The organism is Pseudomonas sp. LG1D9 (assembly GCF_002949995.1).
Taxonomy (GTDB): Bacteria; Pseudomonadota; Gammaproteobacteria; order Pseudomonadales; family Pseudomonadaceae; genus Aquipseudomonas; species Aquipseudomonas proteolytica.
Genome location: NZ_CP026881.1, coordinates 3,487,452 through 3,512,917 on the forward strand (window position 1 = coordinate 3,487,452; position 25,466 = coordinate 3,512,917).

The 25,466-nt window shown below is 61.6% G+C and carries 24 protein-coding genes; 14 read left to right on the forward strand and 10 right to left on the reverse strand.

Annotated features, from left to right (window positions below; genetic code table 11):
* Positions 1 to 70: 70 nt before the first annotated feature.
* Positions 71 to 1,018, reverse strand: coding sequence for a LysR family transcriptional regulator (locus tag C5F71_RS16355; RefSeq protein ID WP_070994421.1), 948 nt, complete (start codon positions 1,016 to 1,018; stop codon positions 71 to 73).
* Between the two features lie 131 nt (positions 1,019 to 1,149).
* Between C5F71_RS16355 and C5F71_RS16360 the strand changes: the two genes are divergently transcribed.
* Positions 1,150 to 2,676 carry a CoA-acylating methylmalonate-semialdehyde dehydrogenase gene (locus C5F71_RS16360; protein WP_029299921.1) on the forward strand — a complete coding sequence of 509 codons (1,527 nt, stop codon included), beginning with the start codon at positions 1,150 to 1,152 and terminating at the stop codon, positions 2,674 to 2,676.
* 14 nt (positions 2,677 to 2,690) lie between these two features.
* Positions 2,691 to 3,578, forward strand: coding sequence for a 3-hydroxyisobutyrate dehydrogenase (gene mmsB / locus C5F71_RS16365; RefSeq protein WP_029299919.1), 888 nt, complete (start codon positions 2,691 to 2,693; stop codon positions 3,576 to 3,578).
* Positions 3,579 to 3,748: 170 nt separating this feature from the next.
* Here mmsB and C5F71_RS16370 read toward each other — a convergent pair whose 3' ends face one another.
* Complete coding sequence (locus C5F71_RS16370; protein WP_029299917.1) at positions 3,749 to 4,093, reverse strand: cupin domain-containing protein; 345 nt, start codon at positions 4,091 to 4,093, stop codon at positions 3,749 to 3,751.
* Between the two features lie 366 nt (positions 4,094 to 4,459).
* Here C5F71_RS16370 and kynB point away from each other — a divergent pair, with 366 nt between their 5' ends.
* Positions 4,460 to 5,110, forward strand: coding sequence for an arylformamidase (gene kynB, locus C5F71_RS16375; RefSeq protein ID WP_104911525.1), 651 nt, complete (start codon positions 4,460 to 4,462; stop codon positions 5,108 to 5,110).
* On the forward strand, positions 5,107 to 5,964 hold the full coding sequence (kynA, locus tag C5F71_RS16380) for a tryptophan 2,3-dioxygenase (RefSeq protein ID WP_029299913.1): 858 nt from the start codon (positions 5,107 to 5,109) through the stop codon (positions 5,962 to 5,964). Before kynB ends, kynA begins: the two co-directional genes overlap by 4 nt.
* A gap of 263 nt (positions 5,965 to 6,227) precedes the next feature.
* Here kynA and C5F71_RS16385 read toward each other — a convergent pair whose 3' ends face one another.
* The 4 genes from C5F71_RS16385 to antA all read right to left on the reverse strand — a co-directional run bounded on the left by C5F71_RS16385 (position 6,228) and on the right by antA (position 10,766).
* Positions 6,228 to 7,631: an amino acid permease gene (locus C5F71_RS16385; protein ID WP_104911526.1), complete on the reverse strand. Its 1,404-nt coding sequence runs from the start codon at positions 7,629 to 7,631 to the stop codon at positions 6,228 to 6,230.
* A 71-nt stretch (positions 7,632 to 7,702) separates the two neighbouring features.
* Positions 7,703 to 8,710, reverse strand: a complete 1,008-nt coding sequence (gene antC, locus C5F71_RS16390) for an anthranilate 1,2-dioxygenase electron transfer component AntC (RefSeq protein WP_104911527.1) — start codon at positions 8,708 to 8,710, stop codon at positions 7,703 to 7,705.
* Positions 8,711 to 8,883: 173 nt separating this feature from the next.
* Positions 8,884 to 9,375: an anthranilate 1,2-dioxygenase small subunit gene (gene antB, locus C5F71_RS16395; protein WP_029299908.1), complete on the reverse strand. Its 492-nt coding sequence runs from the start codon at positions 9,373 to 9,375 to the stop codon at positions 8,884 to 8,886.
* On the reverse strand, positions 9,375 to 10,766 hold the full coding sequence (gene antA, locus C5F71_RS16400) for an anthranilate 1,2-dioxygenase large subunit (RefSeq protein WP_104911528.1): 1,392 nt from the start codon (positions 10,764 to 10,766) through the stop codon (positions 9,375 to 9,377). Before antA ends, antB begins: the two co-directional genes overlap by 1 nt.
* A gap of 309 nt (positions 10,767 to 11,075) precedes the next feature.
* On the opposite strand from antA, the gene C5F71_RS16405 reads away from it, so the two are divergent.
* Positions 11,076 to 12,077 carry a helix-turn-helix domain-containing protein gene (locus C5F71_RS16405; protein ID WP_092233255.1) on the forward strand — a complete coding sequence of 334 codons (1,002 nt, stop codon included), beginning with the start codon at positions 11,076 to 11,078 and terminating at the stop codon, positions 12,075 to 12,077.
* Between the two features lie 133 nt (positions 12,078 to 12,210).
* On the opposite strand, the gene C5F71_RS16410 is transcribed toward C5F71_RS16405, so the two are convergent.
* Entirely contained in the window at positions 12,211 to 13,086 is an 876-nt protein-coding gene (locus tag C5F71_RS16410) for a LysR family transcriptional regulator (protein ID WP_104911529.1), read from the reverse strand.
* Between the two features lie 114 nt (positions 13,087 to 13,200).
* On the opposite strand from C5F71_RS16410, the gene C5F71_RS16415 reads away from it, so the two are divergent.
* The 3 genes from C5F71_RS16415 to catA are packed head-to-tail and all read left to right on the forward strand — an operon-like array spanning position 13,201 to position 15,604.
* Positions 13,201 to 14,328, forward strand: coding sequence for a muconate cycloisomerase family protein (locus tag C5F71_RS16415; protein WP_029299902.1), 1,128 nt, complete (start codon positions 13,201 to 13,203; stop codon positions 14,326 to 14,328).
* Between the two features lie 13 nt (positions 14,329 to 14,341).
* Positions 14,342 to 14,632 carry a muconolactone Delta-isomerase gene (catC, locus tag C5F71_RS16420; RefSeq protein WP_029299901.1) on the forward strand — a complete coding sequence of 97 codons (291 nt, stop codon included), beginning with the start codon at positions 14,342 to 14,344 and terminating at the stop codon, positions 14,630 to 14,632.
* A gap of 42 nt (positions 14,633 to 14,674) precedes the next feature.
* A complete protein-coding gene (catA, locus tag C5F71_RS16425; RefSeq protein WP_104911530.1) occupies positions 14,675 to 15,604 on the forward strand; it encodes a catechol 1,2-dioxygenase in 930 nt (309 codons plus the stop codon).
* 310 nt (positions 15,605 to 15,914) lie between these two features.
* Here catA and C5F71_RS16430 read toward each other — a convergent pair whose 3' ends face one another.
* The gene (locus C5F71_RS16430; RefSeq protein ID WP_029299899.1) at positions 15,915 to 16,388 is read right to left on the reverse strand and encodes an Lrp/AsnC family transcriptional regulator; all 474 of its coding nucleotides are present in this window, start codon (positions 16,386 to 16,388) and stop codon (positions 15,915 to 15,917) included.
* 143 nt (positions 16,389 to 16,531) lie between these two features.
* Between C5F71_RS16430 and kynU the strand changes: the two genes are divergently transcribed.
* Together kynU and C5F71_RS16440 are read left to right on the forward strand one after the other, a co-directional pair.
* Entirely contained in the window at positions 16,532 to 17,782 is a 1,251-nt protein-coding gene (gene kynU / locus C5F71_RS16435) for a kynureninase (RefSeq protein ID WP_104911531.1), read from the forward strand.
* A 150-nt stretch (positions 17,783 to 17,932) separates the two neighbouring features.
* Entirely contained in the window at positions 17,933 to 19,363 is a 1,431-nt protein-coding gene (locus C5F71_RS16440) for an amino acid permease (RefSeq protein WP_029299897.1), read from the forward strand.
* Here C5F71_RS16440 and C5F71_RS16445 read toward each other — a convergent pair.
* Positions 19,360 to 20,289 (reverse strand): LysR substrate-binding domain-containing protein, encoded by a 930-nt coding sequence (locus C5F71_RS16445; RefSeq protein ID WP_104911532.1) that lies wholly within the window; start codon positions 20,287 to 20,289, stop codon positions 19,360 to 19,362. The genes C5F71_RS16440 and C5F71_RS16445 overlap by 4 nt on opposite strands.
* 430 nt (positions 20,290 to 20,719) lie before the next feature.
* On the opposite strand from C5F71_RS16445, the gene C5F71_RS16455 reads away from it, so the two are divergent.
* From C5F71_RS16455 to C5F71_RS16470, 4 genes are all read left to right on the forward strand, one after another.
* Positions 20,720 to 21,484, forward strand: a complete 765-nt coding sequence (locus C5F71_RS16455) for a sulfite exporter TauE/SafE family protein (RefSeq protein ID WP_104911533.1) — start codon at positions 20,720 to 20,722, stop codon at positions 21,482 to 21,484.
* A gap of 122 nt (positions 21,485 to 21,606) precedes the next feature.
* Positions 21,607 to 22,197, forward strand: a complete 591-nt coding sequence (locus C5F71_RS16460) for an NAD(P)H-dependent oxidoreductase (protein WP_104911534.1) — start codon at positions 21,607 to 21,609, stop codon at positions 22,195 to 22,197.
* Positions 22,198 to 22,238: 41 nt separating this feature from the next.
* Positions 22,239 to 23,135, forward strand: a complete 897-nt coding sequence (locus C5F71_RS16465) for a LysR family transcriptional regulator (RefSeq protein WP_104911535.1) — start codon at positions 22,239 to 22,241, stop codon at positions 23,133 to 23,135.
* Positions 23,136 to 23,237: 102 nt separating this feature from the next.
* Positions 23,238 to 24,683 (forward strand): SulP family inorganic anion transporter, encoded by a 1,446-nt coding sequence (locus C5F71_RS16470; protein ID WP_029299892.1) that lies wholly within the window; start codon positions 23,238 to 23,240, stop codon positions 24,681 to 24,683.
* Positions 24,684 to 25,075: 392 nt separating this feature from the next.
* On the opposite strand, the gene C5F71_RS16475 is transcribed toward C5F71_RS16470, so the two are convergent.
* Positions 25,076 to 25,459 carry a lysozyme inhibitor LprI family protein gene (locus C5F71_RS16475; RefSeq protein ID WP_029299891.1) on the reverse strand — a complete coding sequence of 128 codons (384 nt, stop codon included), beginning with the start codon at positions 25,457 to 25,459 and terminating at the stop codon, positions 25,076 to 25,078.
* Positions 25,460 to 25,466: the final 7 nt, after the last annotated feature.

A 25,466-nucleotide genomic window follows, 5' to 3' on the forward strand; every position in this document is an offset into this window, starting at 1 on the left:
TTCGTGTCGCCCCAAAATTCTGCGCCCACCGCCACTCACCTGTGGGAGCGGGCTTGCCCGCGATGGCGGCTCAGTCGGCAAACACCATCTCCCGCGTCTCGCCCATCAAAAGCCCCTGGTTCTGCTCCGTCACCTCACGGATGTAATCCCACAACAATGTAATCCGCTTCAACTTGCGCAAATCCTCCCGGCAATACATCCAGAACTGCCGCGTAATAGTGATCTCCTCCCCCAGCACCGGCAGCAACCGCGAGTCTTGTGCGGCCAGGAAGCACGGCAGGATCGCCAGTGAACGCCCCTGCTGCGCCGCCACGTACTGCGCAATCACGCTGGTGCTGCGCAGACTGGCGCTGGCGCCCGGTACGACATTGGCCAGGTACAGCAGCTCCGAGCTGAACGCCAGGTCATCCACATAGCTGATAAACGGATGCTCGGCCAGGTCGGCCGGGCGGCGGATGGGTGGGTGTTGGTCGAGGTAGTCCTGGGTCGCGTACAACTGCAGTTTGTAGTCGCACAGTTTGCAGCACACGTAGGGCCCGTGCTCCGGGCGTTCCAGGGCGATGACGATATCGGCCTCACGCTTGGACAGGCTGATGAAGTGGGGCAGGGGCAGGATATCCACTGAGATCGCCGGGTAGGTGTCGACGAAGTGGCTCAGTTGCGGGGTGACGAAAAAGCTACCGAAACCCTCGGTGCAGCCCATGCGCACATGCCCCGACAGCGCCACGCCGGAGCCGGACACTTGTTCGCAGGCCATGTGCAGGGTGCTTTCGATGGACTCGGCATAACCCAGCAAGCGCTGGCCTTCGTTGGTCAGGACGAAGCCGCTGGTCCGGGATTTTTCGAACAACAGGGTGCCCAACGAACCTTCCAACGAACTGATGCGCCGCGACACCGTGGTGTAGTCCACCGCCAGGCGCTTGGCGGCGACGCTGGCCTTGCGGGTGCGCGCCACTTCGAGGAAAAACTTCAGGTCATCCCAGTTCAACGACCCTAAAGACGTGATGTTTTTTTGCATGTTGGACCGGCTTTTATGTGGGTTCTTATTGGAAGTTTGCACATCTATACTCCAAAAATCGTCCGAACGCCTCATCCTCAAGGCGCTTCACGCCTTGGCTCTCTGCATAACTACAAGATCTGGAGACCACAATGAACGCATCGCTTACGTCTGCCGATACCACCGTGAAACAGGCCAAACTGTTGATCAACGGTGAATGGGTCGAGTCCAAGACCACCGAGTGGCAAGACATCGTCAACCCGGCGACCCAACAAGTCCTGGCCCGTGTGCCCTTTGCCACAGCCGATGAAGTCAACGCGGCCATCGACGCTGCCCAGCGCGCCTTCCAGACCTGGAAACTGACGCCGATCGGCGCGCGCATGCGCATCATGCTCAAGCTGCAAGCGCTGATCCGCGAGCACTCCAAGCGCATTGCCGCAGTACTCAGTGCCGAGCAGGGCAAGACCATTGCCGACGCGGAAGGCGATATTTTCCGTGGCCTGGAAGTGGTCGAGCACGCCTGTTCCATCGGCACCCTGCAAATGGGCGAATTTGCCGAGAACGTGGCCGGCGGTGTCGACACCTACACCCTGCGCCAACCGATCGGCGTGTGCGCCGGCATCACCCCGTTCAACTTCCCGGCAATGATCCCGCTGTGGATGTTCCCGATGGCCATCGCCTGCGGTAACACCTTCGTGCTCAAGCCTTCGGAACAGGATCCATTGTCGACCCTGATGCTGGTGGAACTGGCGCTGGAGGCTGGCGTGCCAGCGGGCGTGCTGAACGTGGTCCACGGTGGCAAGGATGTGGTGGATGCACTTTGCACCCACAAAGATATCAAGGCCGTGTCCTTCGTTGGCTCGACCGCCGTCGGCACCCACGTCTACGACCTGGCGGGCAAGCACGGCAAGCGCGTGCAATCGATGATGGGCGCGAAAAACCATGCGGTAGTGCTGCCGGATGCCAACCGCGAACAAACCCTCAATGCCCTGGTCGGCGCCGGTTTCGGTGCCGCCGGCCAGCGCTGCATGGCCACCTCGGTGGTGGTCTTGGTTGGCGCGGCCAAGCAATGGCTGCCGGACCTCAAGGCCCTGGCGCAGAAGCTTAAAGTCAACGCCGGCAGCGAAGCCGGAACAGACGTGGGCCCGGTGATTTCCAAGCGTGCCAAGGCACGTATCCTCGACCTGATCGAGAGCGGCGTGAAAGAAGGCGCCAAGCTGGAACTGGACGGCCGTGGCATCCAGGTGCCGGGCTTCGAGCAAGGCAACTTCGTCGGCCCGACCCTGTTCTCGGGCGTGACCACTGACATGCAGATCTACACCCAGGAAATCTTCGGCCCGGTGCTGGTGGTGCTGGAAGTCGATACCCTCGATGAGGCGATCGCCCTGGTCAACGCCAACCCGTTCGGCAACGGCACCGGCCTGTTCACCCAAAGCGGTGCGGCGGCGCGCAAGTTCCAGAGCGAAATCGACGTCGGCCAGGTGGGCATCAACATCCCGATCCCCGTGCCAGTCCCGATCTTCAGCTTCACCGGTTCCCGTGGTTCGAAACTCGGCGACCTGGGCCCGTACGGCAAGCAAGTGGTGCAGTTCTACACCCAGACCAAAACCGTCACCAGCCGCTGGTTCGACGACGACAGCGTCAATGATGGCGTCAACACCACCATCAACCTGCGTTGATCAAGGAGACGACCATGAAGATTGCATTTATCGGCCTGGGCAACATGGGCGCGCCCATGGCCCGCAACCTGATCAAGGCTGGCCATGCGCTGAACCTGTTCGACCTGAACCAGACGGTGCTCAACGAACTGGCCGCATTGGGCGGCACCATCAGCGCTTCGCCGCGTGATGCGGCCCAGGGTGCGGAGCTGGTATTGACCATGCTGCCCGCCGCCGCCCATGTGCGTAGCGTGTGGCTCAATGAAGACGGCGTGCTGGCCGGCATCGGCAAAGGCGTGCCTGCGGTGGATTGCAGCACCATCGACCCACAGACCGCGCGCGACGTAGCGGCGGCTGCAGCCAAACACGGCGTGGCGATGGCCGATGCCCCGGTTTCCGGTGGCACCGGTGGCGCCCAGGCCGGGACGTTGACCTTTATGGTCGGCGCCAACCCGGAACTGTTCGCCACCCTGCAGCCGGTGCTGGCGCAGATGGGCCGCAACATCGTGCATTGCGGTGATGTGGGCACCGGGCAAATCGCCAAGATCTGCAACAACCTGCTGCTGGGGATCAGTATGGTGGGCGTCAGCGAGGCCATGGCCCTGGGCGATGCCCTGGGTATCGACACGCAAGTGCTGGCCGGCATCATCAACAGCTCCACCGGGCGTTGCTGGAGTTCCGACACCTACAACCCTTGGCCGGGTGTGATTGAAACTGCGCCGTCATCCCGAGGCTATACCGGTGGGTTTGGCGCCGACCTGATGCTCAAGGACCTGGGCCTGGCGACCGAAGCCGCGCGCCAGGCGCACCAGCCGGTGATCCTGGGGGCGGTGGCGCAGCAGTTGTATCAATCGATGAGCCAGCGTGGGGAAGGGGGCAAGGACTTCTCGGCGATCATCAACAGCTATCGCAAGCCTCAATAGGTCAGAGGGCTCGCGATCAAGAGGCGGCTTGTTGTGATGAGGCTTGTTGTGGCGAGGGGGCTTGTCCCCCGTTGGGTGGCGAAGCCACCCCAGTAGGCCTGCGAGGCGGTAGGTTTTGGGGCGGCTTCGCCACCCAGCGGGGGACAAGCCCCCTCGCCACAGAGTCTGTATCAGGCAAACACAAAGTACTTACGCACCGTCTCGACCACTTCCCACGTGCCCTTCATCCCGGGCTCCACCACAAAGATATCCCCAGCGCGCAAATGGATCGGCTCCAGGCCGTCCGGGGTGATCACGCAGTAGCCTTCCTGGAAATGGCAGTATTCCCACTTCACATATTCCACCCGCCATTTGCCAGGGGTGCAGATCCAGGTGCCCATGATCTTGCTGCCGTCTTCGCTGGTGTAGGCGTTGAGGTTGACGGTGTGCGGGTCGCCCTCGAGCTTCTCCCATTTGCAGGCATCCAGGACCGGCAGGGGGTGGGTGTCGCGCAATACGGTGATGGGCTGGGACATGATGGCTCCAAGGCAGGAAAGACAAAGGTGAACCCTATAGCGCCGGGGCGAATGCCTGTGGTCTGAACTCGACATCGGGATGCCCAGAAGCGCATTGGCATACGATCTGCAAACCTGCACAGCCCCCCTGTGGGAGCGGGCTTGCCCGCGATGGCGCCGGATCAGTGAAAAATGCCTCAACTGACACACCGCCATCGCGGGCAAGCCCGCTCCCACATTTTTATCTGTGGGGCTGAAGGATCCATTCACTAATCAGACGTTTCTTCGCAGTAAGTGCGAAAGAAATCCTGCCTGGCGCTGGAAATCGCAAGAATATTTACCGCTGGCCCTCGTATCATTCACTTTAGAAACAACCGAGAGCCTCGTATGAATCCAATAAAAACGTGGTGGGATATCAGCCCACCCTTGAGCACCGCCACCCCGACGTGGCCGGGCGATACGCCGTTCCAGGAAGAACGCGTCTGGCAGTTCGGCCCCGAATGCCCGGTCAACGTCGGGCGTATCACCCTGTCGCCCCACACCGGTGCCCATGTCGATGCGCCGTTGCACTACAGCGCCGACGGTGCGCCTATCGGCGAAGTCTCGCTGGACGTGTATATGGGCCCGTGTCGGGTGCTGTACTGCCTGGACAGCGGCGTGCTGGTACAGCCGGAGCAGTTGCAGGGCCACCTGGATAACCTGCCGGAACGGGTCCTGCTGCGTACTTATCACAAGGCGCCCCTGAGCAATTGGGATTCGAACTTCACCGCCGTCGCCAAGGAAACCGTCGAGCTGCTGGCCAGCCTGGGTGTGCGCCTGATCGGCATCGATACCCCGTCCCTGGACCCGCAACAGTCCAAGACCATGGATGCCCACAACGCCGTCGCCCGCCATGGCATGGCGATTCTCGAAGGCATCGTGCTCGACGATGTACCGCAAGGCGATTATGAGTTGATCGCCCTGCCGCTACGTTTTGCCAACCTCGATGCCAGCCCGGTACGAGCAATCCTGCGCCCGCTCAAGGAGCCCACGCGATGAGCCAGTGTCCTTTCTCCCCTGATTACCAGCCGCCGGAAGAATGGCATAACGCTGAGCTGAATTTTTCCGAGTCCATGAGCTACGGCGACTACCTGGACCTGGGCAAGGTGCTCACGGCCCAACACCCGTTGTCGCCGGACCATAACGAAATGCTGTTTATCATCCAGCACCAGACTTCCGAGCTGTGGATGAAGCTGATGCTCCACGAACTCAAGGCCGCCCGTGAGCACGTGCGCCTGGGTGAGCTGGCGCCGGCGTTCAAGATGCTGGCGCGGGTCTCGCGGATCTTTGACCAACTGGTGCACGCCTGGGCGGTACTGGCGACCATGACGCCGTCGGAATACAAGTCGATCCGGCCGTACCTGGGGCAGTCGTCGGGTTTCCAGTCGTTCCAGTATCGGGAAATCGAGTTCATCCTCGGCAATAAAAGCGCGGCGCTGTTGCGGCCCCATGCCCACCGTCCGGAGTTGCTCAAGGAGCTGCAAGTGGCGATTGCCACGCCGTCGCTGTATGACGAGGCGATCAACCTGATGATCAAGGCGGGCCTGGCGATTGATCCGCAGCGCGCGCAACGCGATCCGACGGCGCCCACGGTGCATGACGAATCCGTGGAAGCGGCGTGGCGCGAGGTGTACCGTGATCCGAACCGGTACTGGGACCTGTACCAGTTGGCCGAGAAGTTTATCGACCTGGAAGACTCGTTCCGCCAATGGCGCTTCCGCCATGTGACCACGGTGGAGCGGATCATCGGCTTCCAGCCGGGCACCGGCGGCACCGAGGGCGTGGGTTACCTGCGCAAGATGCTCGACACCGTGCTGTTCCCCGAGCTGTGGCGAGTGCGTTCAACGCTCTGATTGAAACCCAACAAAAAGCCCCGGCACTCATCGAGTGCCGGGGCTTTTTGTTGGTATGCATTCCTGTTGTGGCCCTGTTCATGTGGGAGCCGGGCTTGCCTTAAACGAACGCAATGCTCAAAGCAGCGAAGATCAAATGTGGGAGCGGGCTTGCTCGCGAAGACGTCGGCTCAGCAAACATTGATGTTGACTGACCCACTGCTTTCGCGAGCAAGCCCGCTCCCACACAAGCCCGCTCCCAGATGAGCGGGCCCCTACACAGGTTACTGCGCGACAGCCACGGCCTTGGTCTTCTTGGAGCGCAACCAGTACGCCAGGAAGAGAACCCCTACCCACACCGGCATCGCATACACCGACGGGCGCATGTCCGGAATCGCCAGCATCACGCCCACGATCACCAGCATGAACGCCAGGCACAGGTAGTTGCTGAACGGGAACCAGAAGGTCTTGAACGTCGGCACCACGCCTTGTTCGCCCATAGCCTTGCGGAACTTGATGTGGGTCATGCTGATCAGCGCCCAGTTGATCATCAGCGAGGCAACCACCAGCGCAAACAACAGCACCAGGGCATCCTTGGGCGCCACGTAGTTGATCACCACGCACAGCAGCGTCACCAGGGCCGAAATGCCCAGGGCACGCAGTGGCACGCCTTGCTTGTTGAGCTTCATCAGCGCCTTGGGCGCGTCGCCTTGCTCGGCCAGGCCGAACAGCATGCGGCTGTTGCAGTACACGCCGCTGTTGTACACCGACAGCGCCGCAGTCAGCACCACGAAGTTGAGGATGTGCGCAGCGGTGTCGTTACCGATCAGCGAGAAGATCTGCACGAACGGGCTGGCGCTGTAGGCATCGCCCGAGGCGCCGAGGGTTTGCAGCAGTTGATCCCATGGGTACAGCGACAGCAGCACGGTGAGTGCGCCGACGTAGAAAATCAGGATCCGGTACACCACCTGGTTGATCGCCTTGGGGATCACTTTGCGTGGCTCGCTGGCTTCGGCTGCGGTAATACCCACCAGCTCCAGGCCACCGAACGAGAACATGATGAAGGCCATGGCCATCAGCAGGCCCATGCCGCCATTGGGGAAGAAACCGCCGTGGTCCCACAGGTTGCTGATCGACGCCTGCGGGCCGCCGGTGCCACTGAACAGCAGGTAGCAGCCGAGCACGATCATGCCGATGATCGCCACCACCTTGATGATAGCGAACCAGAACTCGGTCTCACCGAAGAACTTCACGTTCAGGGTGTTGATCAGGTTCACCGCAATGAAGAACACCACGGCACTGACCCAGGTCGGTATTTCCGGCCACCAGAACTGGATGTACTTGCCCACCGCCGTCAATTCGGCCATGCCCACCAGCACATACAGCACCCAGTAGTTCCAGCCGGCGAGGAAGCCTGCGTAGCCGCCCCAGTATTTGTGGGCGAAGTGGCTGAAGGAGCCGGCGACCGGTTCCTCGACGATCATCTCGCCCAGCTGGCGCATGATCAGGAACGCGATGAACCCGGCTATCGCATAGCCCAGGATCATCGACGGCCCCGCCGACTTCAGCACCCCGGCCGAACCGAGGAACAAGCCCGTACCAATCGCCCCACCCAGGGCAATCAGCTGAATATGCCGGTTTTTCAGGCCACGCTTGAGGCCCACCGGGTTAACCATGTCATCCGCCATTAACATTCCCTTCTACTTGTTTTTTTCAGGGTTGATCCTACACGCCAGACCCGCCCCTCACTGCTGAGGGGTCAGATATTACTCTCGGTAAACTTTTCGTAATACAGCTGAACGCCATCAAGTGCCTGTTCTTGCAGCCAGTTCTTGATGGATTCGACCATCGGAGGGGGGCCACATACGTACATATCGGCCGATCTATCCCGCAATTCGGCCAGGTCGAAATGCTCGGTCAAATACCCGCGCTTGCCCAACCACTGCGGCGATGGGTCGCTGAGCACTTCGGTGTAGCGAAATCCCGGGATTGATTCGGCATAGGCCTGGATGCGCTGCGCTTCGCACAAGTCTTCAGCACCACGCACGCCGTAATACAAATGCACCGGTTGCTCGCAGCCGCGCTCGGCCAGTTCGTCCAGCATCCCCAGCAGCGCCGACAATCCGGTACCGCCGGCCACCAGCACCAGTGGCTGGGTGACGTGGCGCAGATAAAACGCGCCCAGAGGTGCCTCCAGTTGCAGTTCATCGCCGACCTGGCAGCGTTCGCGGATGTAATTGCTCATCACCCCGTCCGGCAGCAGGCGGATCAGAAACTGCAAACGGTCGCCCGGACGGTTGGCGAAGGAGTACGAGCGCTGGCTATCGGTACCGGGAATCGACAGCCGGGCGTACTGGCCCGGCAAGAAATCCAGGCCCTGCTCAAGCTGCACCGACAAGATCGCCGTGCTGGCCGACACCTGTTGTACCTCGCACACCGTGGCGCGGACCTGCACCGGCCCCGGCGCATTGCACAGGCTTGAATCGAAATCGAAGTAAAACGCCGCGTCGGATTGCACCCGGGTCTGGCAACTGAGCATTTTGCGCTGTTGCAGGTCGAGGCTGGAAAGCGCTTCGTCGTCCACATAATCCTGGCTGTAGTCGCCGGACTCGCAACGCCCCTGGCAAGTGCCGCAGACACCTTCGCGGCAATCAAGGGGGATCTTGATCCCGTTGCGCAGCGCCGCGTCCAGCAGGATCTCGTTGACGCCCACCGGGAAGAACAAGGTCTTGCCGTCGGCAAAACTGAAGGCCACTTTGTGATTCATCCACCGTTCTCCGCGTAGATAGATTTGCCCCTGTGGCGAGGGGGCTTGTCCCCCGTTGGGCTGCGCAGCAGCCCCAATTGGTTAACCCCATTCCAGCGGGCCAAACGCGGCGCCTGGTTTTGGGGCCGCTGCGCAGCCCAGCGGGGGACAAGCCCCCTTGCCACAGGGGGCTGTTAGAGGTGGTAGAAATCCAGCACCGAGTTGATGGTGTCGTTGAGCAGCAGCGCATGCTTGCGCGTGATCAGCCAGCTGTCGCCATGGGGCTTGAGGCTATAGGTGGCGTGGCCATAGAACTGCTCCGACATCGCCAACCGATAAAACAGCGTGTGCCAGTTCAAGCGCACTTCCAGGCAGCCGTCTGCCAGTTCGGTAACCCGCACGTTGTTGATCAGGTGCAAGGTGCGCGGCATCGGTGTGGCGGACGCAGCCTTGCCAGTGCGCAGGCGGAACACCCGGTCTTCCAGGCCCGAACGGTTGGCGTAGTAGATCAGCGACATCTCGCGCTTGGGGTCGCGGGTATAGACGTGTTCCGAATCCCACTGCGGCAAATGGAACTCACTCTGCGGGTCAAACAACTGCACATAGGCATCCCAGTCCTGGGCGTCGCACAGCTCGGATTTGCGGTAGAAAAACTGCTCGATCTGGTACTGCAATTGCGCGTTCATCATTTCACCTCGTGCAGTTTCAGGGCTTGCGCGTCGAGACCGTCCAGCAGGAATGTCTGCCAGTTGCGGTGCTGGTTGACGTACAGCCCTTCGTGGGTGAATTCGGTGCCGGTCATCGCCGGTGTAATGCCGATGGCCTCGCTGTTGGGCGTCGGCCCGGTTGCCCAGCGGTGGCTGCCCCGGGAGATATCGCTCCAGCGTTCCAGGCGGCCCTGGAAACCACGTTGGGCTTCGCGAAATTCCACCAGGTCATCCGGGGTGCCCATGCCGGACACGTTGAAGAAGTCTTCAAACTGGCGGATCCGGTTTTCGCGGTCGGCGTCGGACTCGTGTTTGACCCCCAGGCACTGGCTGATGATCTCGGTCTTGTTCCACGCCACCGGGCGGATGATGCGCAGTTGCGAGCTGATCTGGTCGAGGAAGAACAGGCTCGGGTAGACGTTCAGGTTGCGCAGGCGGTGCATCATCCACTCGGCCTTCTGCTGGCCGTGTTCTGCCACCAGGCGCGGCATGATGGTGGCGTAGCCGGAGCGTACACTGGGGTTGGGCATGTCGCTGAACAACACGCTGTGGCCGTTGTTGAAGGCAAACCAGCCGTCATCGGTGTTGGCATCGCCAGCGCCGAGCTTGCTGTAGTCCAGTGTGGTGCCCGAACCGGTGCCATTCTCGGTATTCACCTGCTGGCGATGCTGCACCGTGGCCACGTAGTTATAGTGCACGGTGCTGACGTGGTAGCCGTCCAGGCCGTTTTCGTTTTGCAGCTTCCAGTTGCCGTCGTAGGTATAGGCCGACTTGCCCGGCAGCACTTCCAGCTCACCGGTGGCGGACTGCGCGACCATCATGTCGAAGAACACTTTGGCGTCGCCGAGGAAGTCTTGCAGGCTGTCGGTGCCCTGCACGTCGAGGCTGATAAACACAAAGCCCTTGTAGCTTTCGATGCGCGCCTTCTTCAGGCCGCGGGTGGCCTTGTCGAAACCTTCCGGGTATTCCCCCGGTGCCTTGACCTTCACCAGGCGGCCATCGCTCTTGTAGCACCAGGCGTGGAACGGGCAGGTGAAGGTGGACTGGTTGCCCTTGCCGACGCGGGTCAGGGTGGTGCCGCGATGCTGGCAGGCGTTGATCAGCGCATTGAGCTGGCCTTCACCGTCGCGGGTGATGATCATCGGCTGGCGCCCGGCGCGCATGGTCACGAAGTCATGGTTGTTGGCCAGTTCGCTTTCGTGGCAGGCGTAGATCCAGTTCTTTTCGAAGATCAGTTCCATCTCCAGGTCGAACAGCTCGGGCTCGGTAAACATGTCCCGGGCGATGCGGAACACGCCCTCGGCCGGACGAAAGTCCAGGCAGCTTTCGATAAATGTTTTCCACTGCTCGACGCTTCTTGCACCACTCATGGGAGGCACCTTTTATTGGGTAGCTAATCGGTGGTTCATTAGAGGCGGGCAGGGGGGCGGCCAGCTATCCGCTTAGTGGGGGAAGATGGGCCGCATAGTTGGGGCGCAAATACCCACTTCAGTGCAAGGGTATGCGGCAATGGGCTACTGTCTTGCCAGGCAATGGTCGCAAAAGCGGGCTTCTTATCCACTTAGTCGGCGGTCGTTATCCATTGAGTGGGTAAACCGCCTGCGTGGCGCAGAACTTGCCTTGATCCACCGGACGCGCCGTCAGAGCGCGCTGGCCACAACCGCCGTGAGTGCAACCTGATGAGTAGCCATACACGCGATATCCGTATTGAACGTTTCGACCTTGAAGGCGCCCGCAGTTGGATGTCGGGCATCTGCGGGCCCCATCGGCTGGAAACCACCACCCCGGAACGCCTGCGATTCCACCACAGTGCCAATGTGTTCAAGTCCCGCGCCACTACGCTGGGGGTAATTGAGTACGGCACCGACGTGACCATCGATATCGAAGACGCCGAACACTTCAGCAGCTACAGCCTGAGCCTGCCGCTGGTGGGCGAGCAGGAGCTGAGCAAGGGTGGCCAGCGCCTGATCTCCAACCGCGACCAGGGTGTGATCATTTCGCCCAATGAACACCAGGTGCTGGCGATCTCCGGCGATTGCCGCAAGCTGCAAGTGGTGATTACCCGCGCGGCAATGAGCGAAACCCTGGAGGGCCTGTTGCAGCGCCCGATCGATGCGCCGCTGCGCTTTGAGTCGGTGATGGACGCGGTGCAGGGCGCACCCGCAGCGTGGTGGCGCATGGCGCGGCACTTCATCGCGGAGCTGGAGCACAGCAGCGAACTGTATGACCAGGCCGCCTTCACCCGTGACCTGGAAAGCTCGCTGATCAAGGGCCTGATCCTGGCCCAGCCGAACAACTACTCCGAAGAGCTGCGCGATGTGCTGGGGGTCAAGTTACCCCACTATCTGCTCCGTGCCCGCCAGTACATTCACGCCAACGCCCGCGAAGCGCTGCACCTGGAAGACCTGGAGGCGGCCACCGGCGTATCGCGGTTCAAGCTGTTTGATGCCTTTCGCAAATACTTTGCCCTGTCGCCCATGGCGTATTTGAAAAAGTACCGCCTGAGCGCGGTGCGCCAGGAAATTCTCGAACACGGGGCCACCCGCACCATTTCCGAGATTGCCCTGGGCTGGGGCTTTACCCACCTGGGAAGGTTTTCGGCGGAGTACCGCAAACTGTTCGACGAGTCCCCCAGCCAGACCTTGCAGCGCAACGATGCCCGACGCATGCGCGGTGCCTGAACACACCGCAAATCAAAATGTGGGAGCTGGCTTGCCTGCGATAGCGGTGGGTCAGCTAGTACATGCAGTGGCTGACCCACCGCTATCGCAGGCAAGCCAGCTCCTACATTGGATCAGTGGTGTTTGGGCGATTTCAGATCAGCTCTTCAACCAATTGCAGGCAATGACCCAACCCCGGCGATTGATCATTAATCCGCCGGCTGAGAATGATCGGCGACGTCGCGGTGGCCTCGACAATCGGCGTATAGCCGATATCCGCCCGATGCAGCATCTGCACCGAGGCCGGCACCAGCGTCACGCCCATGCCCGCGCCGACCAGGCCGATGGCGGTCTGCAATTCATTGGTCCATTGCGCCACCTTGATCGCCAAACCATGGGTGTCGAACAGTGCGATCACATGGTCGGCATAGCTGGGGCGCGGGTTGCCGGGGTAGAGCACCAGTGGCTCGGCGGCCAGTTGCGCGAGCGTTACCGGCGCGCCCAGCAGCGGGTGCCCGGCGGGCAACACTGCCACCAGCCGATCCTCCACCAGCACGCGCTGGACGATGGCTGGGTCATCAATGCGAATCCGCCCGAAGCCCACATCGATGCGTCCGGCCTTGAGCGCTTCGACCTGTTGCAGGGTCGTCATCTCCGCCAGCCCCAACTCCAGCTCCAGCGCGTCATGGCTGCGCAGGCGGCGAATCAGCTCTGGCAGCACGCCATACAGGGTCGAGGGGGCAAAACCGATGCCCAGCCAGGTCTTCTGCCCCAGGCCAATGCGCCGCGTGTTATCGCAGGTCTTGGCCAGTTGTTCCAACAGCACATTGGCGTGGTCATAGAAGTAGCGCCCGGCTTCGGTCAGCCGCAGTGGCCGGCCACGCTCCAGCAGGACCACGCCCAACTCATCCTCCAATTGCTGGATCTGCCGGCTCAACGGCGGCTGGGCGATGTGCAGGCGTTCGGCGGCGCGGGTGAAATTCAGGGTTTCCCCCAGCACCTGGAAGTAACGCAAGTGGCGCAGTTCCATACGGGTTCCTCTCATACCTTGAGGGTATTGTTCGAGACCAATTCTATATTGGAAGCCAACAACAATGGGCGACAGAATCAGGCCAGACCTATAAAGAACCCAACGGGTATTGCCATGCCGATTTGCGCCATCGAGTCGATCGAAACCATCATCGTCGATCTCCCCACCATTCGCCCGCACAAGCTGGCGATGCACACCATGCAAAACCAGACCCTGGTGATCATTCGTGTGCGTTGCGCCGACGGCATCGAAGGCATTGGCGAGTCCACCACCATCGGTGGCCTGAGCTACGGCAACGAAAGCCCCGACAGCATCAAGACCAATATCGACCACCACTTCGCGCCGCTCTTGATCGGCCAGGACGCCAGCAATATCAACGCGGCGATGTTGCGCCTGGAGCGCAGCATCCGTGGCAACACCTTTGCCAAGTCCGGTATTGAAAGCGCCTTGCTCGATGCCCTCGGCAAGCGCCTGGGTTTGCCCGTCAGCGAACTGCTCGGCGGCCGCGTGCGCGATGCCTTGCCGGTGGCGTGGACCCTGGCCAGCGGCAACACCGCCAAAGACATCGAAGAGGCCGAGAAGATGCTCGACCTGCGCCGCCACCGCATCTTCAAGTTGAAGATCGGCGCCGGTGAAGTCAGCCAGGACCTGGCCCACGTGATCGCGATCAAAAAGGCTCTGGGCGAGCGCGCCAGCGTGCGGGTCGACGTCAACCAGGCCTGGGACGAAGCCGTGGCCCTGCGCGCTTGCAAGGTGCTGGGCGACAACGGTATCGACCTGATCGAGCAGCCGATCTCGCGCAACAACCGTGGCGGCATGGCCCGGCTCAACCTGTCGAGCCCGGCGCCGATCATGGCGGACGAATCCATCGAATGTGTCGAAGATGCCTTCAACCTGGCCCGCGAAGGTGCGGCCTCGGTGTTCGCGCTGAAGATCGCGAAAAACGGTGGCCCGCGCGCAGTGTTGCGCACGGCGGCGATTGCCGAGGCGGCGGGGATCGGCCTGTATGGCGGCACCATGCTCGAAGGCGGGATCGGCACCCTGGCCTCGGCCCATGCGTTTCTCACCCTGAACAAACTGGCCTGGGACACTGAGCTGTTCGGGCCGCTGCTGCTCACCGAGGACATCCTCAGCGAGCCGCTGGTGTATCGCGATTTCCACCTGCATGTCTCGACCGCCCCGGGCCTGGGCCTGGCCATCGATGAGGAACGCCTGGCGTTCTTCCGTCGCGACAAACATTAAGAGGACGCCTGGGATGTTGTTTCACGTAAAAATGACCGTAAACCTGCCCGTCGACATGAACCCCGAGCGCGCGGCGGCCCTCAAGGCCGACGAAAAAGCCCTGGCCCAACGCCTGCAAGCGCAGGGCAAGTGGCGCCACCTGTGGCGTATCGCCGGGTTGTACGCCAACTACAGCGTGTTCGATGTCGACAGCGTGCAGGAACTGCATGACCTGCTGATGCAACTGCCGCTCTATCCGTACATGGCCATCGAAGTGAATGCCCTGTGCCGGCATCCGTCGTCGATCCATGAGGATGATCGCTGAGTCTGTCTAGCCACCTAATAATTACAAGATGAGGATTGCACCATGTCCATTCGACTGTCCCAGACTGCCCACGCCCAGCGCTTCCTCGAAGAAGCCAGCGGCAACCTCAATGACGCCGGCAACCCACGGGCCAAGGCGCTGATCTACCGGATCCTGCGCGATACGGTGAATATCATCGAAGACCTGGAAGTGACCCCGGAAGAGTTCTGGAAGGCGGTCAACTACCTCAATGAGCTGGGCAAGAACCAGGAAGCCGGGTTGCTCGCCGCAGGCCTGGGCCTGGAGCATTACCTGGATATGTTGATGGACGCGGCCGACGAGGAAGCCGGCAAGTCCGGCGGTACCCCGCGCACCATCGAAGGGCCGCTGTACGTGGCCGGCGCGCCGCTGTCCAAGTACGAAGCGCGGCTGGACGATGGCCTGGATGCGGCGGTGCCGCTGTTCATGCGCGGGCAGGTGCGCGATGTCGACGGCAAGCCATTGGCCGGGGCGATTGTGGACGTGTGGCAGGCCAATACCGGCGGCACTTACTCCTGGTTCGACCCGACGCAATCGGCGTTCAACCTGCGTCGCCGGATCGAGACCGATGCCCAGGGCAACTACCGCTTTCGCAGCATCGTCCCGTCCGGCTACGGCTGCCCGCCGACCGGCCCGACCCAGCAGTTGCTCGATCAACTGGGCCGCCACGGCCAGCGGCCGGCGCATATCCACTTCTTCATCTCGGCACCGGGGCATCGGCACCTGACCACGCAGATCAACCTGTCGGATGATCCGTATCTGCACGATGACTTTGCCTATGCCACCCGGGATGAACTGATTGCCGAGATTCGTTTCAGCGAGGATCAGCAGCTGGCGCGTGAATTTGGCGTGGAGGGCAAGTTTGCGCAGATCGATTATGACTTCGAACTACAGCCGGCGGCCGCGCCCGTAGAGCAAACACGCATGCAACGCGTGCGCGCCCTCGAAGACTGAATGCAGTTAAAACTGTGGTAGCTGGCTTTTGTGGGAGCTGGCTTGCCTACAGATAAACCGAGGTGTCCGCATCGCGGCATCGGTATCTACGCAATCTTCAGACACCGATGAACTCCCCGTGGCGAGCGGGCTTGCCCCGCGCTGGGCTGCGAAGCAGCCCCATTAAGCCCGCCGCGTTTCTGCAGATAAACCGCGATAGCCGGGTTTAGGGCTGCTTCGCAGCCCAGCGCGGGGCAAGCCCGCTCGCCACAACAGCGCTATCTGCCTGGATTTAGGCGTTGCGGCAGAATTGTGTTGATACGTGTCTTGGTTATTTGCGTACGACCAGGTCCAGCACCTCATCCCGATCCTTGATCTTCTGCAGCACGATCTCCGAGCGGATATCCATCACCCCCGCCGTGCGGTTCAGGTGGTTCACGATAAAGTCGGAGAAGTGCTTGAGGTTGCGCGCCTGCACCCGCAGCACATAGTTGCTGGCGCCGGTGATCACGTAGGCGCTGGCCACTTCCGGCCAGCCCTGGACCTTCTTGATAAAGGTCTCGTGCCAATCCTCCATATCCTGGCGCAATGACAGGTGGACGATGGCTTCCAGCTCGATCCCCAACTGCTCGGCATTGAGCACCGCGCGATAACCACTGATCACGCCCTCACTTTCCAGCAGGCGCAAACGGCGCAGGCAGGCGGATGGCGACAGGGCGACTTTCTCCGCCAGTTCCTGGTTGCTGATACGGCCATCCTGTTGCAGGAAATGCAGGAGGCGCAGGTCGGTGGCGTCGAGAATCATGCTTAGAATTAATCCGCGTATTTGGAGGTTAAATTCGAATTTCCTACAGCTTATTAAGCCAGTTGTAGCGCACTTTGCACGAAAATTCTGCAAATCTTCGTTCATTATTTGGTCCATCGTCACCTATAAAAACAGGACTTTCCATGACCAGCCGAAACCATTGCCAGACCCTCGACGCCCAGGACCCGCTGGCGCCACTGCGCGATCAATTCGCCCTGCCGGAAGGCGTGATCTACCTCGACGGCAACTCCCTCGGCGCGCGTCCGGTGGCAGCGCTGGAACGGGCGCAAGCGGTCATCGCCGAGGAGTGGGGCAACGGTCTGATCCGCAGCTGGAACAGCGCCGGCTGGGCCGACCTGTCCCAGCGCCTGGGCAATCGCCTGGCACCGCTGATCGGCGCGGGCGAGGCTGAAGTGGTGATTACCGATACCACCTCGATCAACCTGTTCAAGGTGCTCAGCGCAGCCTTGATCGTGCAGCGCCAACGCCAGCCGCAACGCAAAGTGATTGTCAGTGAAGCGAGCAACTTCCCCACCGACCTGTACATCGCCGAAGGCCTGGCCGCGCTGTTGCAACAGGGCTACTCCCTGCGCCTGGTGAACAGCCCCGAGGAACTGCCGCAAGCCATCGACCAGGACACGGCGGTGGTGATGATCACCCACGTCAACTACAAGACCGGCTACATGCACGACATGCAAGCGCTGACCGCGCTGAGCCATGAGTGCGGTGCGCTGGCGATCTGGGACCTGGCGCATTCGGCGGGCGCGGTGCCGATCGACCTGCACCAGGCCGGCGCCGACTACGCCATTGGCTGCACCTACAAATACCTCAACGGCGGCCCGGGTTCCCAGGCGTTTGTGTGGGTCAACCCAGCGCTGGTGGAGTTGGTGACGCAGCCGCTGTCGGGCTGGTTCGGCCATAGCCGCCAGTTCGCCATGGAGTCCAACTACGTCGCAGGCAAGGGCATCACCCGCTACCTGTGCGGCACCCAGCCGATCACCTCGCTGGCGATGGTCGAGTGCGGCCTGGATATCTTCGCCCAGACCGACATGGCCAGCCTGCGCCGCAAATCCCTGGCGCTGACCGACCTGTTTATCGAACTGGTGCAAAGCCGCTGCGCCGCCCACGACCTGACCCTGATTACCCCGATCGAGCATGCCAAGCGCGGCAGTCATGTCAGCTTTGAACACCCGCAAGGCTACGCCATCGTCCAGGCGCTGATCGCCCGTGGCGTGATCGGTGATTACCGTGAGCCGAAAATCATGCGTTTTGGCTTTACCCCGCTGTACACCAGCTTTACCGAGGTGTGGGATGCGGTGGAAATCCTCGGCGAAATCCTCGACGGCAAAACCTGGGACCAGCCACAATTCAAAGTGCGCCACAGCGTCACCTGAGAACACCACAAAACCCCTGTAGGAGCTGGCTTGCCTGCGATGAAATCGCCTCGGTCTGACTGACTACCGAGGTGCCTGCATCACAGGCAAGCCAGCTCCTACAGGTGCCTGGTCAGCAGTCAACATCACAATAATAAAGGGGCACGCCACGTGACCACGCCAGACAACGGCTTTGCAGCAATCACCAATCGCGAACTGGGCCTGCGGCGCCAGCTCACTTCCGGGCAGATGAGCATGATCGCCATCGGTGGCGCCATCGGTACTGGGTTGTTCATGGGCAGTGCCTACGCCATCGGTTATGCCGGGCCCAGCGTGCTGGTCAGCTACGCCATCGGCGCGTTGATCACCTTGTTGTTGATGGGCTGCCTGGCGGAGATGACGGTGGCCCATTCCACCTCCGGCTCCTTTGGCGCCTACGCCGAGTTCTATATCAGCCCATTGGCCGGCTTCCTGGTGCGCTACGCCTACTGGGCGGCGATTGTGCTGGCGGTGGGCGCCGAGGTCACGGCGGTGGCGATGTACATGAAGTACTGGTTCGCCAATGTGCCGGAATGGGTGTGGATCGTCTCGTTCTCCAGCGTGTTGATCGTGCTCAACGCCATCAGTGTGAAGACGTTCGGTAACTTCGAGTACTGGTTCTCGACGATCAAGATCAGCGCCATCGTCGGCTTCATCATCCTCGCGGTGTACGTGGTGTTCGGCTCTGGCAACCCGGATTACGGGGTGCAGAACTACACGGCCCACGGCGGGTTTTTCCCCAATGGCCTGAGCGGTATGTGGATTGCGGTGATTGTGTCGATCTTCAGCTACCTGAGCGTGGAGATGATCGCAGTGGCAGCGGGTGAAGCGGCTGATCCGGAGCAGGCGGTGAAAAAAGCCTTCCGCGCCACGATTGTGCGGCTGGTGGTGTTCTACCTGCTGACCCTGGCGTTGATGCTCGCCATCGTGCCGTGGAACCAGTCCGGGCAGAGCCAGAGCCCGTTTGTCACGGTGATGCAGACCATCGGCATTCCCGGCGCCACCGGGGTGATGAACTTTGTGATTTTGATTGCCGCGTTGTCGGCGATGAACAGCCAGCTCTACATCACCACGCGCATGATGTTCAGCCTGTCCCGTGGCGGCTTTGCGCCAAAATCCATGGGCGCCCTGAGCAAAAGCGGGATCCCGCTCAACGCCCTGTTGCTGTCCAGTTCGGGCATTGCCCTGGCGACCTTGTTGAACGTGGTGTACCCAGAAAGCTCCTTCACCCTGATGATGGCCATCTCGATGTTTGGTGCGATCTTCACCTGGTTCATGATCTTCCTCACGCACCTGTTCTTCCGCCGCTACCGCAAGCGTCACGGCGGGCCGAAGTTGTCCTTCCAACTGCGGTTGTTCCCCTACAGCACGCTGCTGGGGCTGGTGCTGATGGGCGCGGTGATGATCACCACGTTCTTCACCGAGGCGTTCAAGATGACCCTGGTGTTTGGCGTGCCGTTCCTGTTGATCCTGTCGGCGGTGTATTACGTGTTCTTCCGCAAGCGCCGCGCAACCCCTGTAGGAGCGAGCGTGCTCGCGAAAAACCCGAGTACGCCACGTTAAACCTGCAAGCCCGCGTTATCGTTGACCACCTTCGCGGGCAAGCCCGCTCCTACCGTGAGTGCGTTCAGCAGGGCAGTGGCATAACCCGGCAACTGCTCGAACGAACGTGCGCACAACAGCAGTTTGCGACAGGCCCAGTCCTCTGTCAGGGGCTGGGCCTGCAATTGCTCGGCGTGGGGCCAGCGCAGCAACGCCGCCCGCGGCACAATCCCCAGCCCTGCGCCACGGGCGACCATGCGCATCACCCCATCAAAGCCGTCGGCGCGCACCCGGGTCTGCAAGCGAAAACCTGCGTGCAGGGCCTGTTCTTCCAGGTACACCGCCAACGCGCTGTTGGCCGCCAATCCCACATAGTCGTGGAACAGACTGTCGATAAAACTCACCGGCCCTGCCGTCAGCGGATGACCTATGGGCATGATCAGCACCAGCGGGTCATCGCGAAATGCCCGGGTCTGTAAGCCGTGGGTGTCCACCGCATCGGAAATGATCCCCAGGTCTGCCGCGCCCTGGCGCAAGGCGTGGGTGATGCGCAGGCTGGGCAGTTCCTGCAGGTCGATATCAAGGTTGGGGTGGGCGCAGAGAAAATCCGCCAACAACTCCGGCAGGTATTCACTGAGGGCGGTGGTGTTGCACAGCAGGCGCACCTGGCCTTTGACGCCGTTGGCGTACTCCGTTAGCTCCTGTTGCAGGCGCTCGGCCTGTTGTAACAACAAGCGGGCATGACGGGCCAGGGCGTTGCCAGCGGCGGTCGGGGTCACGCCGCGCCGGCCGCGCAGTAGGAAGGCGACGCCTGATGAGGCTTCCATCGCCCGGATGCGCGCACTGGCGGCGGCCAGGGACAAATGGCTGCGGGCGGCACCGGCTGTGATGTTGCCGGTGTCGAGGATGTGCAGGTAGAGGCGCAGGTCGGTCAGGTCAAAGTGCATGGCTGGAAATCCCGGGTGCCTGGAAGGGCCTCATCGCAGCATAGGTATCTACACAACTTTGCCGCAACGCCTAAATCCAGGCAGATAGCGCAGTTGTGGCGAGCGGGCTTGCCCCGCGCTGGGCTGCGAAGCAGCCCTAAAACCAGCCGCTACGGAGTATCTGATACACCGCATACGGCTTACTGGGGCTGCTTCGCAGCCCAGCGCGGGGCAAGCCCGCTCGCCACAGGAGAGTTCGTCAGTTTCTGAAAGTTGTGTAGATACCTATGCTCATCGCAGGCAAGCCAACTCCCACATTTGAATGTGTTCACAAATCCAAATGTGGGAGCTGGCTTGCCTGCGATAGCGTTCTGAGCCTCATGCAAAACAAGAGGCTGCCTCAGTATATGGCGAATTTCCAACCCCTCGCCAAACCCGCACAATTCCCGCCATGACGACCTTCCTCGCGTTCTACCAAAACCTTGGCCCAGCCTTGACGCTGCTGGTGATCGGTACCTTCCTGCTGGCCGGCACCGTCAAGGGTGTGATCGGCCTGGGCCTGCCCACCGTCGCCATGGGCCTGCTCGGCCTGGCTATGCTGCCGGCGCAGGCTGCAGCCCTACTCATCATCCCGTCTACCATCACCAACCTCTGGCAACTGGCCTTCGGTGGGCACTTGGGCGCCTTGAGCAAACGCCTGTGGCCCATGCTCCTGCTGATTTTCCTCGGCACCGGGCTCGGTTCGCTGTGGCTGGGCATGGACGGTGGTACATGGGTGGTTCGGGCATTGGGCGGGGCATTGCTGGTGTATGCGCTGTGCGGGTTGTTCCTGCCGGCGTTCAGCGTGCCGATCAACACCGAACGCTGGCTGGGCCCGGTGTGTGGCCTGTTGACTGGGGTCATCACCTCGGCCACCGGCGTGTTCGTGATCCCGGCCGTGCCCTATCTGCAAGCGCTGGGCTTGAACCGTGACCAACTGGTGCAGGCGCTGGGCCTGTCTTTCACCGTGTCTACCCTGGCCCTGGCGGCCGGGCTGTTCTGGCGCGGCAACCTCGGTGCCGGCGAGTTGAATGCCTCGTTGCTGGCGCTGGTGCCGGCGCTGCTGGGCATGTGGTTGGGGCAAAAGCTGCGCCAGCGCATCAGCGGCGTGCTGTTCAAGCGTGTGTTTTTTATCGGCATGGCGGCACTGGGCGGGCACTTGCTGATTGGCGGCTAGCGCAACAATCAAATGATTACTCGTGCTTGAAGGTCAAAAGTGTTTTGCCGATCCGTGGCTTACTCACCCGAGGGGTTGCCCGTAGCCTGCGCTCATACATTTTCAACCTTCAGGTAATCCCCATGAAAAAAGTTCTGTTGCTCAACGGTGGTAAAAAATTCGCCCACTCGGACGGTCGCTACAACGACACCTTGCACGACGCCGCCCTGGCCGTGCTGGACCGTGGTGGTATCGACGTGAAAGTCACCCACATCGACGCCGGCTACGACGTTGTGCAAGAAGTTGCCAAGTTTCTCTGGGCCGACGTGATCATCTACCAGATGCCCGGCTGGTGGATGGGCGCGCCGTGGATCGTCAAGAAGTACATCGACGAAGTCTTCACCGAAGGCCACGGCAGCCTGTACGCCAGCGATGGCCGCACCCGTTCCGATGCGTCGCAAAAGTACGGCAGCGGCGGCCTGATCCAAGGCAAGCAGTACATGTTGTCGCTGACCTGGAACGCGCCGCAGGCGGCCTTCGACGATCCGAGCGACTTCTTCGAAGCCAAGGGCGTGGATGCGGTGTATTTCCCGTTCCACAAGGCCAACCAGTTCCTCGGCATGAGCGGCCTGCCGACGTTCCTCTGTGTGGACGTGATGAAGCGTCCCGCCATCGAGGCTGATGTGCTGCGTTATGAGCAGCATCTGGCTCAGGTGTTTAACCTGCCCCGGTAATACGGCTAGTATCCACGCAGCCGTATTCCCGAGGATTCACGTTGAAAGCCCGATCCGATGAGCTACAGATCTTCGTCTGCGTGATTGAGTGCGGTTCGATTTCCGCCGCCGCCGAACAAGTCGGGCAGACGCCCTCGGCGGTCAGCCGCACCTTGTCGCGGCTCGAAGCCAAGCTCGACACCACCCTGATCAACCGCACCACGCGGCGCATGGACCTGACCGAAGAGGGCAAGTATTTCTTCGAACAGGCCAAGCTGATCCTGGCGCAGATGGACGAGTTGGAAGAGCGCCTGTCGTCGCGGCAGAAAACCCCGTCCGGGCGCCTGCGGATCAACGCGGCGTCGCCGTTCATGCTGCATGCCATCGTGCCGTACGTCGCCGAGTTTCGCCGCCTGTACCCGGATATCCAATTGGAGCTCAACAGCAACGACCTGATCATCGACCTGCTGGAGCAGAGCACCGATATTGCGATCCGCATCGGCACCCTGGCGGATTCGACCCTGCATGCCCGTTCCCTGGGCTGCAGCCCGCTGCATATCCTCGCCAGCCCCGCGTACCTTGCGCAGCACGGTACGCCGAGCACGGTGGCCGAGTTGGCGGATCACACGTTGCTGGGCTTCACCCAGACCGAAACCCTCAACCACTGGCCGCTGCGCCATGTGCAGGGTGATCGTTGGCAGATCGAGCCGGGCATTGCCGCGTCCAGCGGTGAAACCCTGCGCCAGTTGGCGCTGGAAGGGCAGGGGATCGCCTGCCTGTCGCACTTCATGACCATCGAAGACATCAACGCCGGCCGCTTGCAGACGGTACTTGCCCCGTTCAACAGTGGTTATCGCCAGCCGATCAATGCGGTGTACTACCGCAACTCGCAACTGGCCCTGCGTATCCAGTGCTTCCTCGACTTTATCCAGGAAAAACTGGCGCGCTACGCCTGTTGACCCGACTGTTCACCGGTGGCAAGCCCGCTCGCCACGGTGGTCCCCACTCATGTATTTGCGTACCATCGCCACCTCATTCCCCGCAATTCCCCCGGTAAACCCATGAAGCTCTCTCGTCTGCGTGCCGACGCCCTGGCCGGACTCACCACGTCTTTTGCCTTGCTGCCTGAATGCATCGCCTTTGCCCTGGTGGCCCACCTCAACCCGCTGATGGGGCTGTATGGCGCCTTTATCATCTGCACCTTGACCGCCTTGTTCGGCGGCCGGCCGGGGATGGTCTCGGGGGCGGCGGGGTCGATGGCGGTGGTGATCGTCGCGCTGGTGGTGCAGCACGGGGTGCAGTACTTGCTGGCGACGGTGCTGCTGGGCGGCCTGATCATGATTGCCTTCGGCCTGCTGCGCCTGGGCAAACTGGTGCGCATGGTGCCGCACCCGGTGATGCTCGGCTTCGTCAACGGCCTGGCGATCATCATTGCCCTGGCGCAACTGGAGCATTTCAAGAGCGGTGAGACCTGGCTCAGCGGCACGCCGTTGTACGTGATGAGCGGGCTGGTGGCCGCGACCATGGCCATCGTCTACCTGTTGCCGCGCCTGACCCGCGCGGTGCCGCCGGCGCTGGTGGCGATTCTCGGCGTGGGGTTGGCGGTGTACCTGTTGGGCTTGCCCACGCGCACCCTGGGCGACATGGCCCATATCGCCGGCGGCCTGCCGACCTTCGCGCTGCCGCAGATTCCCTGGACCCTGGAAACCCTCGGCATCATCGCGCCCTACGCGTTTTTGATGGCGATGGTGGGGCTGCTGGAAACCCTGCTGACCTTGAACCTCACCGATGAAATCACCGAGACCCGCGGCTACCCCGACCGTGAAAGCGTGGCCCTGGGCGCGGCGAATATGGTCAGTGGGGTGTTTGGCGGCATGGGCGGCTGCGCAATGATCGGGCAGACCGTGATCAACCTCAGCTCGGGCGGGCGCGGGCGCTTCTCCGGGGTGTTTGCCGGGGTGATGATCCTGCTGTTTATTTTGTTCCTGTCGCCGCTGATCGAGCGCATTCCTCTGGCGGCGCTGGTGGGGGTGATGTTCGTGGTGTCCCAGCAGACGTTTGCCTGGGCGTCGCTGCGGGTGATCAACAAAGTGCCGCTCAATGATGTGTTGGTGATCATGGCGGTGACGGTGATCACCGTCTTTACCGACCTGGCCACCGCGGTGCTGTGCGGGATTGTGATTGCCGCGCTCAACTTTGCCTGGCAGCAGGCCCGCGAGCTGTACGCCGATGAACATCTGGAGGCGGATGGCAGCAAGCTCTACCGGCTGCACGGTACGTTGTTCTTTGCCTCGACCACGCCGTTCCTGAACCAGTTCGACCCGGCCAACGACCCGGCCCAGGTCACGCTGGACTGCCGGCACCTGAGCTTTGTCGACTACTCCGCCATCGCGGCGTTGATGACCTTGCGCGAGCGCTATAGCAAGGCTGGCAAGCACCTGCGGGTGCTGCACTTGTCCGAGCGCTGCAAGAAACTGCTCAAGCGCGCGCGAGTGCAACACGACTGATCCCCCTGTAGGAGCGAGCTTGCTCGCGAAAAACGTCAACGATAACGCGGGGCTTCTGGACGCACGCGGCGCTCTCAGGTTTTTCGCGAGCAACCTCGCTCCTACAGGTGTCCACGGCTTGCCGGCGATGGGCATCGGTATCTACACAACTTTCAGAAACTGACGAACTCCCCCGTGGCGAGCGGGCTTGTCCCGCGCTGGGCTGCGAAGCAGCCCCAAAACCAGCCGCTGCGGTGTATCTGGTACAACGCATTCGGCTTATTGGGGCTGCTTCGCAGCCCAGCGCGGGACAAGCCCGCTCGCCACAACTGCGCTATCTGCCTGGATTTAGGCGTTGCGGCAAAGTTGTGTAGATACCTATGCGGCGATGGGGCCAGGAGATCGACGCAGGCTTATGGGCCGACGAGGTTTTCCAGTTCTTCGGCGCGGGTCTGGGTCATGTCCAGTACACAGCCAGAGCCATTGACCTGGTCAATACTGCCGCCGGTCGCGGAGCCGGCGAAGGCGCAATTGGCATCGCGGTACTTGATCCACAGGCGCTGCACATCCTGCAATTGTTGCTTGCGCGGGCCTTGCTGGGCCTGCAGCGCGGTTTTGTAGGCGCTGTTCAGGCGCTTGTCCTGGACCTTGGTTTCCTGGGCGTTGCAGCCGACCATCGCGGCTGTGGTGTTGGCGCTGTCCATGCATTTTTGCAGGGCAGGGCTGCTGTCGGCGGCCATCGTGGTGCCGGACGAGGCCAGCAGTATTGCGCTGATGGCGAGGGTTCTACGGTTCATGACGGCA

Bases quoted from the DNA above. Each gene is read 5' to 3' on its own strand.
- kynU (WP_104911531.1), top strand. From the start codon at position 16,532: ATGACCAGCCGAAACCATTGCCAGACCCTCGACGCCCAGGACCCGCTG.
- C5F71_RS16445 (WP_104911532.1), bottom strand. From the start codon at position 20,289: ATGCACTTTGACCTGACCGACCTGCGCCTCTACCTGCACATCCTCGAC.
- antC (WP_104911527.1), bottom strand. From the start codon at position 8,710: ATGAATCACAAAGTGGCCTTCAGTTTTGCCGACGGCAAGACCTTGTTC.
- C5F71_RS16360 (WP_029299921.1), top strand. From the start codon at position 1,150: ATGAACGCATCGCTTACGTCTGCCGATACCACCGTGAAACAGGCCAAA.
- kynA (WP_029299913.1), top strand. From the start codon at position 5,107: ATGAGCCAGTGTCCTTTCTCCCCTGATTACCAGCCGCCGGAAGAATGG.
- C5F71_RS16470 (WP_029299892.1), top strand. From the start codon at position 23,238: ATGAAGCTCTCTCGTCTGCGTGCCGACGCCCTGGCCGGACTCACCACG.
- catA (WP_104911530.1), top strand. From the start codon at position 14,675: ATGTCCATTCGACTGTCCCAGACTGCCCACGCCCAGCGCTTCCTCGAA.
- catC (WP_029299901.1), top strand. From the start codon at position 14,342: ATGTTGTTTCACGTAAAAATGACCGTAAACCTGCCCGTCGACATGAAC.
- mmsB (WP_029299919.1), top strand. From the start codon at position 2,691: ATGAAGATTGCATTTATCGGCCTGGGCAACATGGGCGCGCCCATGGCC.
- C5F71_RS16430 (WP_029299899.1), bottom strand. From the start codon at position 16,388: ATGATTCTCGACGCCACCGACCTGCGCCTCCTGCATTTCCTGCAACAG.
- C5F71_RS16460 (WP_104911534.1), top strand. From the start codon at position 21,607: ATGAAAAAAGTTCTGTTGCTCAACGGTGGTAAAAAATTCGCCCACTCG.
- antB (WP_029299908.1), bottom strand. From the start codon at position 9,375: ATGAACGCGCAATTGCAGTACCAGATCGAGCAGTTTTTCTACCGCAAA.
- C5F71_RS16355 (WP_070994421.1), bottom strand. From the start codon at position 1,018: ATGCAAAAAAACATCACGTCTTTAGGGTCGTTGAACTGGGATGACCTG.
- antA (WP_104911528.1), bottom strand. From the start codon at position 10,766: ATGAGTGGTGCAAGAAGCGTCGAGCAGTGGAAAACATTTATCGAAAGC.
- kynB (WP_104911525.1), top strand. From the start codon at position 4,460: ATGAATCCAATAAAAACGTGGTGGGATATCAGCCCACCCTTGAGCACC.
- C5F71_RS16415 (WP_029299902.1), top strand. From the start codon at position 13,201: ATGCCGATTTGCGCCATCGAGTCGATCGAAACCATCATCGTCGATCTC.
- C5F71_RS16455 (WP_104911533.1), top strand. From the start codon at position 20,720: ATGACGACCTTCCTCGCGTTCTACCAAAACCTTGGCCCAGCCTTGACG.
- C5F71_RS16385 (WP_104911526.1), bottom strand. From the start codon at position 7,631: ATGGCGGATGACATGGTTAACCCGGTGGGCCTCAAGCGTGGCCTGAAA.
- C5F71_RS16475 (WP_029299891.1), bottom strand. From the start codon at position 25,459: ATGAACCGTAGAACCCTCGCCATCAGCGCAATACTGCTGGCCTCGTCC.
- C5F71_RS16410 (WP_104911529.1), bottom strand. From the start codon at position 13,086: ATGGAACTGCGCCACTTGCGTTACTTCCAGGTGCTGGGGGAAACCCTG.
- C5F71_RS16370 (WP_029299917.1), bottom strand. From the start codon at position 4,093: ATGTCCCAGCCCATCACCGTATTGCGCGACACCCACCCCCTGCCGGTC.
- C5F71_RS16405 (WP_092233255.1), top strand. From the start codon at position 11,076: ATGAGTAGCCATACACGCGATATCCGTATTGAACGTTTCGACCTTGAA.